Source organism: Ruegeria sp. D3 (genome assembly GCF_056534465.1).
Map to the genome: position 1 here is coordinate 87,881 of NZ_JBQFPK010000004.1, position 13,692 is coordinate 101,572.

The window sequence follows — 13,692 nt, forward strand, 5'->3', positions numbered from 1 at the left end:
GCAGAAAATCAAGTCTTTTCTGACTAACGTAGCCGTCCGATCGTATAGGTGGGGTTGATGTTTTCCCTTGCGATATAATCGGTTAAGGACTCGTGGTGCGGATGGTGCGACGTTTTGGTTTCCGCCGCAGCCAGTCCGCCCGAAATGAACAGAGAATCAATCCCCTCACCCATGCCCCCCAGAATGTCGGTATGTGGGCCGTCGCCGATGACCAGAATATCCCCATCCGAGATATCGTGACCCAGCTCCTGCAGCCGCCGCCGCGCCAGATCATAGATCGGCGGATGCGGCTTGCCGAAGTAAAGGCTCTCGCCCCCCATCTCGGTGTAGAGCTTGGCCAAAGCGCCCGCACACCATTCCCGAACCTCGCCCCGGTCGACCACGATATCTGGATTGGCGCAGAGAAGTTTCATGCCCTTCTGCTTGGCATAAAGGAAATCCGCGCGGTTGACGTCAGGGTCGGCCATTGGATCGAATGGTCCACAGCAGACAATCCCTTCGGCCTGATCCAGTGGCACACGCTCGATTTGAATTGGGTGGTGCAAAATCTTCAGTGGCTCGAAAAAGCCAGCATCGCGCGCCCATTCTCCCATGAAGTAAACTTTTTCGCCTACAGCGCCTCGAAACATAGCTGAGCGCGCCGAGTCTCCGCTTGTGGCGATCGTATCATATGCATCGTTGGGAACGTTGAATTGTTCCAGTTGCTCGGCCACCCCCGCGCGGGGCTTGGGCGAGTTGGTGACCAGAACAACAATGCCCCCTTTGGCGCGATAACCTTGAAGCGCTGCCACGGCTTCGGGATAGGCGGTTATGCCGTTATGCACACAGCCCCAGAGGTCGACAAACAGCGCTTTGTAGCGATCGGAGATTTCATCAAGTTTGTGAATAATCTGAGTCATTGAGCTGCCCCCGGGGGTCTGGAGTCGAAGTTGTGCCAGCTATGTCAAAGCTTCGGTCTTTTGACCATCCCAGCTGCAAATTTTCTGAATGAATAGCCGTATGCGATCAGTTGTCTTCAATGATTTCCTCGACGTCTGGTGCCTGTTGAACGTTTTCAGTGCCTAGAATGACCTGGGCACCGATCCTGTTCTGAAAGCGAACGACAACCAGATAACCCGGCCCCAACTCGTTGCGCAGCACGTCGACTAGGGGGTTCTCGCGCAGGCTTTCCGGCAGGAGGCCTGCGATTGAAGACACCTTGAACGCGGCTTCAATTGGCAGGTCAACGATCAGCCAGATATCGGCTTGCTTGCGTTGAGCGTTGACGTCGACGCGAATAATCTCGACCGAGACTGGGTCAGCCCAATCGCGAATTGTCTGCGCCAATTGCGCTTCGGTCCGGGTTTCCAGATAGCGGTTATATGTCGACTTGCCCAATTGAATGACAACGAAGGTCAAGAACGCCAAGGTCACAACGACGCTGGCAGTAAAGTTCAGCTTGCGACGCCCCTTGCTGAAAACCACCGAACGAGCAGCGTACACGATGTAGACCGCGCAAGCCGATAGGATGATCGCCCCAAGGTTTGTTGCGAACAGCAAGCCGGCCTCATAAGCTTCAGCGGCTTCTTCAAAATACATCAATACCCCCGAGGCGGATAACGGGGGCACCAAAGACACGCCGATCGCAGCACCTGGCAGCAGGCTAACTTCTGATCGATTTATCTGCACATACGCTCCGGCGACGCCAGCCGCCAAGGCAACGATCAGATCTTCAGTTCCGGGATCGGTACGCGCCAGAACCTGATCAGGGATCAGAATTCCGCGGGGAACATCGGCGATATAGACAAGAAACCAGGCCAGAAAGACGCAGATAACTGCCGCCCCGCTTACAATCAGGGCAAGCTTGAACGCACGTCCCAGCCACCCCATAACCATCGAGGCAGCTATGCCCAGTATCGGTGTCATCAACGGTGCGACCAACATGGCGGCAATCACCACTGCGCCTGAATCGCGAAGCATCCCCATGGTCGCGATCACAACCGACAGTGTCAAAAGCATCGCAAATCTGCGCCAATACGCCGCTCGGTCATGCCCTTCGAACCGAAGGATGTCCCTGGTGGTGCTGAATTTTCGTTTACTCATTCCTGCGACCAAGACCCAAGCAAGACTATCCGCACCAGACTATCAACGGATACGCTCTATGCAAAATCTTGTGTCTTAACGAAAAAAGGCGCCCCGATACAGGCGCCTTTTGTTTGTGGTGCAACGAAGATCACACTTTGAGGTTGGGGATGATCTGCTTTTTCCGGCTCATGATTCCGGGCAGAACCACGGCGTCACCGTCTACTGACGCACCAAAGCTCTTCTCGGCCACGCCTTTCACAAGGGCATTGGGCACAAGCAGGGTGGCTTCTTCGTTGAGGATGTCGACGACAAACAGCAATACCTGATCAACGCCGTCTTCCTTGGCAACATCCACCATCGACGCTGCCAGGCTGTCTTTGCGGTCCAGAACGACGCCCGGAGCGGTGGTTTCCAGAACTGAAACGCGGAATTTGGTGCCGTCGACTTCGTATTCCTTGCTGTCCATGCGGATTAGTTCGGCGTCCGAGAACGAGGATACGTCCGATTTTGCCGCGAACATGTCAGCAGCATAGGCCGAGACGTCCAGACCCAGCTCAGCCGCCAGTTTCTCGGCCACTGCGCGGTCATGCGCGGTGGTGGTAGGCGAGCGGAACTCCAGAGTGTCCGACAGGATGCAGGTCAACGCTGCGCCTTTGACGGCGTCGGGCATTTTGGCCGCGTCGTCGCCCATCAGGTCAACCATGATGGTCGCGGTGCAGGCCAGCGGGCGCACGGTGATGTCGATGGGGCCTTTGGTTTCCAGACCGCCAACCAGTTTGTGGTGGTCGATGATGGCGCGAATGTCGGCGTTGTTGACGCTGGCGGGCAGTTCGGCGGGGTTGTTGGTATCAACGATGACAACTGGCGCGTCCGCGTCTACGTCTGCGATGATGCGCGGCTTGGGCAGGCCCCAGCGCTGCAGCATAAAGGCGGCCTCGGTGTTGGGTTCACCCAGCAGCACGGGTTCGGCCTGTTCACCTTTGACTTCGTTCAGATACCACGACCAAAGGATCGGAGAGCCGGTGGAATCGGTGTCGGGGGATTTGTGTCCAAATACGAGGGTTGTCATGTCTGCGTCCTGAGGAAGGTAAATTTGCGCGCCTTATAGGGTGGTCCGACGCGCTTGTCACCCGCCCCTGCGTAAACTGCGACGAAGGGTAAATTTTGCCTTAGAACGGCGCGCGTTCCAAGGTGTAGCCAGCTTGTTGCAATTGGTTCAGAAGGCCGAATTCGTCAGCAAGATGCCCCGCGCCAACGGCGATGACTGCTGTTTGGTCCTGAATATTCAGAATATGCTGCATCCAGTTGTTGTTGCGCCCGACGAGCAGCTGATCTTCAAAGCTGCCCCATTCCTCGTCAAAGACATCCTGTGACAGGCCCGAAGTCTCGAGCCCCTGTAGGCGAGCAAAGTGAAGAATCTCGCCGTGTTTTTCCTCGATATAGGCGTTAACCATCGTGGCAAGCTGATCTTCGCTGCTCTCAAAGGCGCTGGCCATTCGCACCAGGGACTGAACCTGCTTTTCCAGCGGATGTTCATTGAACATCGCCATCAGGTCTTCGATTTCTTCCAGTGAGTACTGAGGTTTCCCGAGTTCAATAGCCAGATCAGTCAGGCGTGCATCCATGCCATAGCTGGCATCTTCGTCCTGGGTCATACATGGCGGAACACCCAACATCATGCTCAGGAACCATGGGCGCATTTTGGCGGCCATCCAGCCGGGGATGCCTCGATCAGCCAATCCGGTGGACAGGGCGGCCCAGTCTTCTTCAGACATCAGGTCAATCAGAGTTGGGCCCGAAGTTATCAGAACAGGGCTGAGGTCTTGGGCAAGCTGTTGCTCGAATCCGTCCATCTTGTCCTTGGTAACTTCGAAATAGAACGCGTCCGCGTCGGACAGGGCAGGGGCCAGACGTTCCATAACGGCGTCCATGCGTGGATCATTCGTGTGCAGTGTTCCGATCATGTGCAGCACTGTATCGCCTTTGGTCGCGATCCAGTGGTTGCCTTCAGAAAAAGGGGTACCGCTTACCGCCTTATCAAGCTGCACCCGCATGTCCGCAGAAAGATCCGGCCGGAGGTCTCGCCCTTCGCAGGCCGCATGGGCTGCCAAAGGAAAAAACAAAAAAGCAACAAAGAACAAGAAACGCATCAGGATCATCCCGTATTAACTCGGTACGTATATGTGGCGCGACCTTGCCTTGGCCAAGTGTTGGGTTCAAGCAAGTTGAACAATTGTCGGCGTTTTCTGTGTCTGGCATTCCACAATAAATCACTTAGCATGCCGCCATGGACCGTGAGCAGGATCTCTATCCCCCCATAAAAGCGCTGTTGGAGCGTCAGGGTTATACCGTCAAGGGTGAAGTGGGCGCGGCCGATATCGTGGCTGTGCGCGCAGGTGATGAGCCTGTTATTGTCGAGCTGAAACTGCGATTTACTCTGGCCTTGTTTCATCAGGCGGTGGCGCGGTTAAGGGTTACAGATCAGGTCTATCTGGGCGTGTGCAAGCCAACCGGGCGCAGTGCGCGTCGGGCACTTAAGGATAATCTCGCCATGTGTCGACGTTTGGGGCTGGGCTTGATCACCGTTCGCGCGGATGGGGCAGTTGAGGTGCAGTGTGATCCGGGTCCTTATACCCCGCGCAGGAACAAAGCCAAAGCGGCGCGACTGCTGCGCGAGTTTGATCGGTTGGAGGGTGACCCAAATGCGGGCGGGGCTACGCGGCATGGGATTGTCACTGCCTATCGTCAGGATGCGCTGAAATGTGCGGCTCATCTGGTGGAATGCGGAGCGACCAAAGGAGCCGAGGTTGCCAAGGCAACGGGTGTGGCTACCGCCACCCGCCTAATGCGAGAGAACCATTACGGCTGGTTTGAAAAGGTCGACAAGGGTGTTTACGCCCTGACCGATGCCGGACAAGAGGGTCTGAAACACTGGGCTTACAGTTGGGATCAGCCCGAATAGCGACTGCTGTTCAAAAAATCCTTCACGGCTTGTTGACTCGGGGAATTGCACCCCCTAGCTATGCGTCGTTATCACTCGACAAGCATGAGTGCTAACGCCCCGCCAATCGGCGAGGGGAGGATTAACAACTTTGAGCCCAAGGAGCTGCAAAGATGGCATTGAAACCGCTTCATGACCGCGTGCTGGTTCGCCGTACCGAAAGCGAAGAAAAAACCGCAGGCGGCCTGATCATTCCTGACAGCGCAAAAGAAAAGCCCAGCGAAGGCGAAGTCGTCGCAACCGGCGAAGGCGCACGCAAGGACAGCGGCGAGCTGATCGCAATGGCTGTGAAAGCTGGCGACAAGATCCTGTTCGGCAAATGGTCGGGCACCGAGGTTCAGGTCGACGGCGAAGAGCTGCTGATGATGAAAGAAAGCGACATCATGGGGATCATCGAGTAAGGCCCTCGCGCTTCACTCTGATCTTCATCTACAACTAATTTCTCAAGGAGAAACGACATGGCTGCAAAGGACGTCAAGTTCGACACCGATGCCCGTAACCGGATGCTGGCAGGCGTAAACATCCTGGCCGACGCGGTTAAAGTGACCCTGGGCCCCAAAGGCCGCAACGTGGTTCTGGATAAATCCTTCGGCGCACCGCGCATCACCAAAGACGGTGTTTCGGTTGCCAAGGAAATCGAACTGGAAGACAAGTTCGAAAACATGGGCGCGCAGATGGTGAAAGAAGTCGCCAGCCGCACCAATGACGAAGCCGGTGACGGCACCACCACCGCAACCGTTCTGGCCCAAGCCATCGTGCGCGAAGGTCTCAAGCAGGTTGCTGCTGGCCTGAACCCGATGGACCTGAAGCGCGGCATCGACCTGGCAACTGCCAAGGTTGTTGAAGGCATCAAAGACGCCTCGCGCGAAGTCAAAGACTCGGCAGAAGTTGCTCAGGTTGGCACCATCTCGGCCAACGGCGAAGCCGAGATTGGCCAGCAGATCGCAGACGCGATGCAGAAGGTTGGCAACGAAGGCGTCATCACCGTCGAAGAAAACAAAGGTCTGGAAACCGAGACCGATGTTGTCGAAGGTATGCAGTTCGACCGTGGCTACCTGTCGCCTTATTTCGTCACCAACGCAGACAAGATGATTGCAGATCTGGACGACTGCATGATCCTGCTGCACGAAAAGAAACTGTCCTCGCTGCAGCCGATGGTTCCGCTGCTGGAACAAGTGATCCAGTCGCAAAAGCCGCTGCTGATCATCGCGGAAGACGTTGAAGGCGAAGCGCTGGCGACTCTGGTTGTCAACAAACTGCGCGGCGGCCTGAAAATCGCTGCTGTCAAAGCACCGGGCTTCGGCGATCGCCGCAAAGCCATGCTGCAGGACATCGCGATCCTGACCGGCGGTCAGGTCATCAGCGAAGATCTGGGCATGAAGCTCGAGTCCGTCACCATGGACATGCTGGGCACCGCCAAGAAGATAGAAATCACCAAAGACGAAACCACCATCGTCGACGGTGCTGGCGAGAAAGCCGAGATCGAAGCACGTGTTGCTCAGATCCGCACTCAGATCGAAGAAACTTCGTCGGACTACGACCGTGAGAAGCTGCAAGAGCGCGTTGCCAAACTGGCAGGCGGTGTTGCTGTTATCCGTGTCGGCGGCATGACCGAAGTTGAAGTGAAAGAACGTAAGGACCGTGTGGACGATGCTCTGAACGCGACCCGCGCTGCTGTGCAGGAAGGCGTTGTCGTCGGCGGTGGTGTTGCTCTGGTTCAGGCCGGCAAAGCACTGGAAACTCTGGAAGGTGCAAACGCTGACCAGAACGCCGGTATCAACATCGTTCGCAAAGCAATCGAAGCGCCGCTGCGCCAGATCGCTGAGAACGCAGGTGTTGACGGTGCGGTCGTTGCGGGCAAAGTCCGTGAATCCGGCGATGTATCGTTCGGCTTCAACGCGCAGACCGAAGAATATGGCGACATGTTCTCGTTCGGCGTGATTGACCCGGCCAAAGTTGTCCGTACCGCGCTGGAAGATGCCGCATCGGTTGCTGGTCTGCTGGTCACCACCGAAGCGATGGTTGCCGACAAGCCCCAGAAAGACGCACCCGCTGCAGGCGGCATGCCCGACATGGGCGGCATGGGCGGCATGATGTAAGCACGTCGAATTCGCCCCGGCGAATTGTGACGAGCCCGAAAGGCGCTTGGCTAAAAGGCCAAGCTGCCGGAAGGGAAGCCGCAGAGCTTAGGAACGGGGTCGCCTTTGGGCGGCCCCGTTTCGTTTCAATCCTCGCGCCAGATTGTGAATGTGCAAACGGCCCTAAACCCATTATGCGGTTGATATGAAACTGTTCCTGTTGACGGCCCTAACCATGGTTGCCTTTGCGGCCAACTCGATCCTCAACCGGCTTGCCATCGACAGCGGGGCAAGCGATCCAGCCGGATTTGCCACTGTGCGCGTCCTGGCCGGGGCGTTGGTTCTGGCCGCGCTTGTTTTCCTCAAAGGGGGACGTCTGCCGCTTCGGAATATGCGGCGGATCGCAGGGGCAGGGTCATTGTCATTATATATGATCGGGTTTTCGATTGCCTATCTGACGCTGGATGCGGGGTTGGGCGCGTTGATCCTGTTTGGTGTCGTGCAGATCACGATGTTTGCCGTGACCTCTTTTACCGGGGCCCTGCCTACCGTGCGCCAGATCGCTGGCGCGGTGATCGCGCTGGCAGGATTGGCCTGGGTGCTTTGGCCCACAGATCAGGTGCAGGTCAGTCCGGTTGGCGCGACGCTGATGACAGCCGCCGGGATCGGGTGGGCGATCTATTCGCTGGTCGGTCGGTCCGAGCCGGATGCTCTGGCCGGGACTGCGGCGAATTTTGTGGTCGCTCTGCCGGTGACGACGTTGGCCTTGCTGACCGTTGGGGGCGATTGGCAGATGACTGGCACGGGATATGTGCTGGCGGCTGTGTCGGGCGGTGTCACCTCGGGGATGGGCTATGCGCTGTGGTACCGCGTATTGCCGCAACTGGCCCCGACCACGGCGGCGGTAGTGCAGTTGAGCGTGCCGATCATTGCCATTTTGGGCGGTGCGGTTCTGTTGGGTGAGGTCGCCAGCTTGCGCCTGATCTTTGGTGCGGCACTTGTGCTGGGCGGTATCGCGCTGGCTGTTCTGCGCCTGAAATCGCGCTAGGGGTTTCATCACTCGCGCTTAGGGCTTATCTGGCCGCTATGAGAGTTCTGCTGATCCTAATTCTGTTCCTTCTGCCGGTTGCGGCCCAAGCGAAATGCGTAGTGCTTTTGCACGGGCTTGCGCGGACCGAGGCGTCTTTTACCGTAATGGATCAGCTGTTCAAGGCGCATGGTTATACGGTTGTGCGACCGGGCTACCCCTCGACCGACTTGCCAATCCCGGACCTTGCGAATCAGACCCTGCCGGATGCGTTCGCGGCTTGTGGCGAGGATACGGTCAACGTGGTGGCCCATTCGATGGGCGGCATCCTGCTGCGCTATTGGCTGCAGGACAACATGCCCGAAAATCTGGGCCGCGTGGTCATGCTGGGCCCGCCCAACCAGGGCAGCGAATTGGTGGACGAACTTAGCGCCTATGAGGTGTTCGGCATGTTGAACGGCCCCGCCGGCCTTGCGCTGGGCACCGGCCCAGAGGGCCTTCCGCGCATGTTGCCGCCGGTGGATTTTGAATTGGGCGTGATTGCGGGCAAAGACACACTGAACCCACTGTTTTCCTCGATGATTGATGGGCCGGATGACGGCAAGGTTTCGGTCGAAAGCACCAAGGTCGCGGGCATGAAGGACCATATCGTCCTGCCAGTGACCCACACATTTATGATGAATAACCCGCGCGTAATGGCACAGGCGCTGCACTTCATCGAATTCGGTCAATTTGATCCTCAGATCACGTGGCTGGACGGGGTGCAGGATATCATCGACGAGATCTGCATCGGGCAGGATTGCTCCGAGCCCCAGTCGGAGCGTTCAGAATGACCGCCTTGAACCTGACCCTGACCGGCGCAGAGGTTCTGCTGTCGGAGGATGGCCTGATCCCAACCGACCTGTTCTTGGCGGACGGTCTGATACAGACGGATGCCACCGGGCGCCCTATTGATCTGTCCGGCTATCTGGTGCTGCCGGGCATCATAGACCTGCACGGCGACGGGTTCGAACGCCACATCGCCCCGCGCCGGGGTGCGATGAAACAGATGGACGAAGGCATCCTCTCGGTCGAGGCCGAACTGGCCGCCAACGGCATCACCACCGCCGTTCTGGCGCAGTTCTACAGTTGGGAGGGCGGCGTGCGCGGCCCAGCATTCGCGGGTCAGGTGTTTGATGCAATTGCCTCGGTCAAAGGCCGTGTGGTGACCGACCTGGTTCCCCAACTTCGGTTCGAGACGCATATGCTGAACGACTACGCCGGTCTGCCCGAAAAGATCGCCGCTTGGCGGGTGCCCTATGTGGTGTTCAATGACCACCTGCCGCATGACCGTCTGGCCGAGGGGCGCAAGCCACCGCGCCTGACCGGACAGGCGCTGAAAGCCGGGCGCAACCCTGACAGACACTTCGAGATGCTGCTGTCCATGCACGCCCGCAGCGCCGAGGTGCCCCCGGCGCTGGACGATCTTTGCGTGACATTGGCGGGGCAGGGCGTACGCATGGGCAGCCATGATGACGCCACATCCCAAACCCGCGCAGATTGGCGCGCGCGTGGGGCACACATCTCGGAATTCCCCGAAACGCTCGAGGCCGCCGAGGCCGCACGCTCCACAGGCGACCATATCATTCTGGGCTCACCCAACGTGGTGCGCGGCGGATCGCATAAGGGCAATGTCAGCGCGCTGGACCTGATCACGATGGGGCTGTGCGACGCGCTGGCCTCGGACTATCACTACCCAAGCCCGCGCCGCGCCGCGCTGATGCTGGCCAAATCCGGCTTGATGGATTTGGCCGGGGCATGGATGCTGGTCTCTACAGGCCCCGCGCGTGTGCTGGGCCTAACCGACCGGGGCACGCTGGCCCCCGGAAAACGCGCCGACCTGACCATTTTGGACAAATCCACCCATCGGGTTGCCGCCACAATGGCCGGGGGCCGGATCAGCTATATGGCCGGGGATATCGCGACCCGGTTCCTCAACTGATCCTCGCTTCATCTGGCTAAAAATACCTCCGCCGGAGGCATCGCGCGCCAGCGCGATTTCTCAGCGGACGATACAGTTGAAATGCCCCATCTTCCGGCCTGCCTTGACCTCGGCCTTGCCATAAAGATGTAGCGCCACGTCCCGTTCTTGCGCCAGTTCAGGCACACGGTTCATGTCGTCGCCGATCAGGTTCTCCATCACCACATCCGAATGCCGCTGACCGTCACCCAAAGGCCACCCGGCCACCGCGCGGATATGCTGCTCGAACTGATCCACCGCGCAGCCATTCTGTGTCCAATGGCCCGAATTATGCACCCGTGGCGCGATCTCGTTCACGATCAGACCCTGCGGCGTCACGAACAGCTCAACCCCCATCACGCCCACATAGTCCAGTGCGTTCAGGATATTGGCTGCCAACAGCACCGCATCCGTGCGTTGCGCCGGACGCAGACGAGCGGGCACCGTCGTCGTGTGCAGTATGCCATCGCGGTGAACATTCTCACCGGGATCAAAACAGGCGACCTGCCCATCCAACCCGCGCGCCGCGATGATCGAGACTTCGTGGCTGAACTCCACAAACCCCTCCAGGATCGCAGGGGCGCCCGCCATATCGGCCAGTGCAGCCTCGGCATCCTCAGGGGTGCGCAGCCGGGCCTGTCCTTTACCGTCATAGCCAAAGCGGCGGGTTTTCAGGATCGCGGGCGTGCCGATCTGATCAATCGCCGTTTTCAGGCTATCCAGATCGGTGATATCCGCAAAAGGCGCGGTTTGCAGACCTAGCCCTTGCAGAAAGTTCTTCTCGGTCAGGCGGTCCTGACTGACCCGCAGCGCCTCGCGGCCCGGACGGATAGGGCGATGGGATTCCAACAGGTCCAGCGCTTCGGTGGGGATGTTTTCGAATTCATAAGTGATGACATCGACGGACTCGGCGAAGGCGCGCAGGGCGTCGACATCGTCATAGGCTGCCGTGGTCACCCGGTCGGCCACCTGACCGGCGGGCGGGTTGGCACCGGGTTCAAAGATATGGGTCACAAACCCCAGACGGGCCGCCGCCACGGACAGCATCCGCCCTAGCTGTCCACCACCGAGGATACCAATCGTGTTGCCGGGTACAAGCATGTCGGTCATTGTTCAGGTCTCCAACCGTTTGCCGATTGCCGTCAGGGCGTCGCGCAGCGCCTTGTGGGCCTTGTCCGTTTGCAATGCCTGCGTCATCTGCAAGCTCAGAGTTCCGTCTGTTGCCAGCGCATCGCGTTCTGCAGCAAGCCTACCCGCCCGATCCTTTTCCGTGGACGCAAGAAATCCTGCTATCAACTGAGTCGTATAGAACTCGGCTCCGTCAGCGTCACCAGTCTGTTCGGCTAGCCATTTCGAGCCGGTTGCCAACAAGTCCAGAACACCGGGAACCATCGCGCAGATCGCAAAATGGGCATTTAACGAGGCTTCATTTGCGACTTTAACAACCGGGTTCTCGGGTGAGACCAAATTGGCCAACAACTGATCGTTTCCAAAAGCTGCCATGGGGCAGCCGCCTTTTTCTAAAAAGCCCAGAGGGATTGTTTGCACGAAATCCTTCGCCGGAGTGCAAAGCGATCTGAGGTCCACTTCGGACACCGCCGCCATAACCGATACGATCCGATGATCGGGGCGAAAGCTCAGAGGTTCGAGCACATCAAGCGCGGCTTGAGGCCGAAGGCACAGAAACACGACGTCGGATTGGTCGATCACTGATTGCGGGTCGCCGACGGTTGCGTTGATGTCGGCCTTCAGCGCGGCTGAGACAGTGGTATTACGCTCAGTCACATAAATCTCATGCCCCTTGCGTGCCAGCAACCGTGCAATCGGCGCTGCTATATGGCCAGTTCCAATGAACCCGACGCGGCTCATCCTTGCGGTTCTTCCGGGATCGAGGCTGACAGGGCATCGCGCCACGCGTCCAGACGACCCGCCAAGGCGTCGTCCTGCAGTGCCAGAATGCCGGCTGCCATCAGGCCCGCATTGGCCCCCCCGGCGGCGCCAATCGCCATGGTTGCCACCGGAAACCCTTTGGGCATCTGGACGATGGAATAAAGCGAATCGACGCCCGACAGCGCCCGCGTCTGCACCGGAACACCGATCACGGGCACGCGGGTTTTCGACGCCATCATGCCGGGCAGATGTGCTGCCCCTCCGGCACCGGCGATGATCACATGCAGACCACGCGATACGGCGGTCTTGCCATAGTCCCACAACCGGTCCGGGGTGCGGTGGGCGGACACGATGCGCTTTTCATAGGCTATGCCCAATTCGTCCAGAATATTGGCGGCTTCTTTCATCGTGGGCCAGTCCGACTGGCTGCCCATGATGATCCCCACTTTCACGTCGCTCATCCGCTTACTTCCCTGCGTGCCGAAAGAGCGCGCACTATAGCCAAATCCGCATTCGTGGCAATGTGTCAGGCGATGATATCGGGGGTCAGGCGGTCTTCGATCAGACGGATGATGTCTTTCAGCCGCAATTTCTGCTTTTTCAAACGCTTGATGGTCAGTTGGTCGGCCGTACCGGTGCCTTGAAGTGCCTCAATCGCTTCGTCCAGATCACGGTGCTGGCGGCGAAAAACCTCCAGCTCGACCCGCAGAACGTCATCAGTTTTCATCGAAAGATCGGTGGGGGCGTTCATGGTCGACTCAGTGGTTATTGTGGTGCTTGTCACACAAGATAGTGTGTCAGGGTTTATCCTGCCAGACCTTGTGGACATCTGGCTACATTCCCATATTCTATTCTACGCGGTTGCCAGAACGGGGCCGCACCACACGTCGCTTTGACAATAAAGGACGAAATACGTGTCTAAACTTACCTTGGGCTCATACCCGCATCTTTTGGGGTTCGAGCAACTGGAACGCCTTTTGGAACGGTCTGCAAAGGCCGGAAATGAAGGATATCCGCCCTACAATATCGAACAGACCTCGGACTTTTCCTATCGGATCACGCTGGCCGTGGCCGGGTTTGCCGAGCAGGATTTGTCGATCACCATCGAGGATCGCCAACTGGTGATCCGGGGCCGTCAACGCGACGACAGCGAGGGGCGCATATTCCTGCATCGCGGCATCGCGGCGCGTCAATTCCAGCGCATGTTTGTGCTGGCCGACGGAGTCGAGGTGGGCGAGGCGATCATGGAAAATGGTCTGCTGCATGTGGATCTGACCCGCGCTGTGCCAGAAACCGTGGTGCAAACGATCAACATAAGAAAGGGGTAAGAGCAATGAATACGCCGATTGAACTGAACGCCGAGGGCGACCGGATCGTCTATGTCAAAACGGTTGAAGTCGCCGATTTGCCAGAAGAAATGCGCGAGCAGGCAGGCGATCTGGATCAGATATATGCCGTCCATGACTCGGATGGGCAACGGCTGGCTTTGGTCGCCGACCGTAAGCTGGCCTTCAACCTCGCGCGCGAGCATGACTTCTCGCCGGTGGCCGTGCACTGACACGGCCCTTTGGGCGTTTTCCTCGTGACATCCGACGCTGACCAGGCGAGATATGCCTTGTAAAGCAAAGGGTCC

Annotated in this window: 17 protein-coding genes; 9 read left to right on the forward strand and 8 right to left on the reverse strand. The window is 58.3% G+C overall.

Translation table 11 applies throughout. From position 1 onward, the window contains the following. Positions 1–23: 23 nt before the first annotated feature. The 4 genes from ACR0DX_RS07305 to ACR0DX_RS07320 all read right to left on the reverse strand — a co-directional run bounded on the left by ACR0DX_RS07305 (position 24) and on the right by ACR0DX_RS07320 (position 4,214). A complete protein-coding gene (locus ACR0DX_RS07305) occupies positions 24–899 on the reverse strand; it encodes a TIGR01459 family HAD-type hydrolase (RefSeq protein WP_170352333.1) in 876 nt (291 codons plus the stop codon). 106 nt (positions 900–1,005) lie between these two features. Beyond that, positions 1,006–2,082: a DUF389 domain-containing protein gene (locus ACR0DX_RS07310; RefSeq protein WP_170724358.1), complete on the reverse strand. Its 1,077-nt coding sequence runs from the start codon at positions 2,080–2,082 to the stop codon at positions 1,006–1,008. A 130-nt stretch (positions 2,083–2,212) separates the two neighbouring features. Beyond that, positions 2,213–3,133 carry a manganese-dependent inorganic pyrophosphatase gene (locus ACR0DX_RS07315; RefSeq protein WP_170352335.1) on the reverse strand — a complete coding sequence of 307 codons (921 nt, stop codon included), beginning with the start codon at positions 3,131–3,133 and terminating at the stop codon, positions 2,213–2,215. 100 nt (positions 3,134–3,233) lie between these two features. After that, positions 3,234–4,214 (reverse strand): TraB/GumN family protein, encoded by a 981-nt coding sequence (locus tag ACR0DX_RS07320; RefSeq protein WP_170352336.1) that lies wholly within the window; start codon positions 4,212–4,214, stop codon positions 3,234–3,236. 137 nt (positions 4,215–4,351) lie between these two features. Between ACR0DX_RS07320 and ACR0DX_RS07325 the strand changes: the two genes are divergently transcribed. From ACR0DX_RS07325 to ACR0DX_RS07350, 6 genes are all read left to right on the forward strand, one after another. Next, on the forward strand, positions 4,352–5,026 hold the full coding sequence (locus tag ACR0DX_RS07325) for a DUF2161 family putative PD-(D/E)XK-type phosphodiesterase (protein WP_170352337.1): 675 nt from the start codon (positions 4,352–4,354) through the stop codon (positions 5,024–5,026). 152 nt (positions 5,027–5,178) lie between these two features. Next, complete coding sequence (gene groES, locus ACR0DX_RS07330; RefSeq protein ID WP_170352338.1) at positions 5,179–5,466, forward strand: co-chaperone GroES; 288 nt, start codon at positions 5,179–5,181, stop codon at positions 5,464–5,466. Between the two features lie 57 nt (positions 5,467–5,523). Continuing rightward, entirely contained in the window at positions 5,524–7,164 is a 1,641-nt protein-coding gene (gene groL / locus ACR0DX_RS07335) for a chaperonin GroEL (RefSeq protein WP_170352339.1), read from the forward strand. Positions 7,165–7,348: 184 nt separating this feature from the next. After that, the gene (locus ACR0DX_RS07340) at positions 7,349–8,191 is read left to right on the forward strand and encodes a DMT family transporter (protein WP_170352340.1); all 843 of its coding nucleotides are present in this window, start codon (positions 7,349–7,351) and stop codon (positions 8,189–8,191) included. Between the two features lie 38 nt (positions 8,192–8,229). Continuing rightward, complete coding sequence (locus ACR0DX_RS07345) at positions 8,230–9,003, forward strand: alpha/beta fold hydrolase (protein ID WP_170352341.1); 774 nt, start codon at positions 8,230–8,232, stop codon at positions 9,001–9,003. After that, the gene (locus ACR0DX_RS07350) at positions 9,000–10,151 is read left to right on the forward strand and encodes an alpha-D-ribose 1-methylphosphonate 5-triphosphate diphosphatase (RefSeq protein ID WP_170352342.1); all 1,152 of its coding nucleotides are present in this window, start codon (positions 9,000–9,002) and stop codon (positions 10,149–10,151) included. Before ACR0DX_RS07345 ends, ACR0DX_RS07350 begins: the two co-directional genes overlap by 4 nt. Positions 10,152–10,211: 60 nt before the next feature. Here the strand turns inward: ACR0DX_RS07350 and ACR0DX_RS07355 are convergent, their stop codons facing one another. From ACR0DX_RS07355 to ACR0DX_RS07370, 4 genes are all read right to left on the reverse strand, one after another. Beyond that, positions 10,212–11,279 carry a 5-(carboxyamino)imidazole ribonucleotide synthase gene (locus ACR0DX_RS07355; protein WP_170352343.1) on the reverse strand — a complete coding sequence of 356 codons (1,068 nt, stop codon included), beginning with the start codon at positions 11,277–11,279 and terminating at the stop codon, positions 10,212–10,214. A 3-nt stretch (positions 11,280–11,282) separates the two neighbouring features. Continuing rightward, the gene (locus ACR0DX_RS07360) at positions 11,283–12,038 is read right to left on the reverse strand and encodes an NAD(P)-binding domain-containing protein (RefSeq protein ID WP_170352344.1); all 756 of its coding nucleotides are present in this window, start codon (positions 12,036–12,038) and stop codon (positions 11,283–11,285) included. Next, positions 12,035–12,520, reverse strand: coding sequence for a 5-(carboxyamino)imidazole ribonucleotide mutase (gene purE / locus ACR0DX_RS07365; protein ID WP_170352345.1), 486 nt, complete (start codon positions 12,518–12,520; stop codon positions 12,035–12,037). The genes ACR0DX_RS07360 and purE overlap by 4 nt, the downstream gene beginning before the upstream one ends. Before the next feature lie 65 nt (positions 12,521–12,585). Further along, entirely contained in the window at positions 12,586–12,810 is a 225-nt protein-coding gene (locus ACR0DX_RS07370) for a YdcH family protein (protein ID WP_170352346.1), read from the reverse strand. Here ACR0DX_RS07370 and ACR0DX_RS07375 point away from each other — a divergent pair. Genes ACR0DX_RS07375 through ACR0DX_RS07385 form a run of 3 tightly spaced genes read left to right on the forward strand, consistent with a single transcriptional unit; the run spans position 12,809 to position 13,617 of the window. Continuing rightward, positions 12,809–12,955: a hypothetical protein gene (locus tag ACR0DX_RS07375; RefSeq protein ID WP_170352347.1), complete on the forward strand. Its 147-nt coding sequence runs from the start codon at positions 12,809–12,811 to the stop codon at positions 12,953–12,955. The two genes, ACR0DX_RS07370 and ACR0DX_RS07375, sit on opposite strands and share 2 nt — an antisense overlap. Positions 12,956–12,973: 18 nt before the next feature. Beyond that, positions 12,974–13,387 (forward strand): Hsp20 family protein, encoded by a 414-nt coding sequence (locus ACR0DX_RS07380; protein ID WP_058280036.1) that lies wholly within the window; start codon positions 12,974–12,976, stop codon positions 13,385–13,387. Positions 13,388–13,392: 5 nt separating this feature from the next. Further along, positions 13,393–13,617 carry a DUF1150 family protein gene (locus ACR0DX_RS07385; RefSeq protein ID WP_170352348.1) on the forward strand — a complete coding sequence of 75 codons (225 nt, stop codon included), beginning with the start codon at positions 13,393–13,395 and terminating at the stop codon, positions 13,615–13,617. The last annotated feature ends 75 nt before the right edge of the window (positions 13,618–13,692 follow it).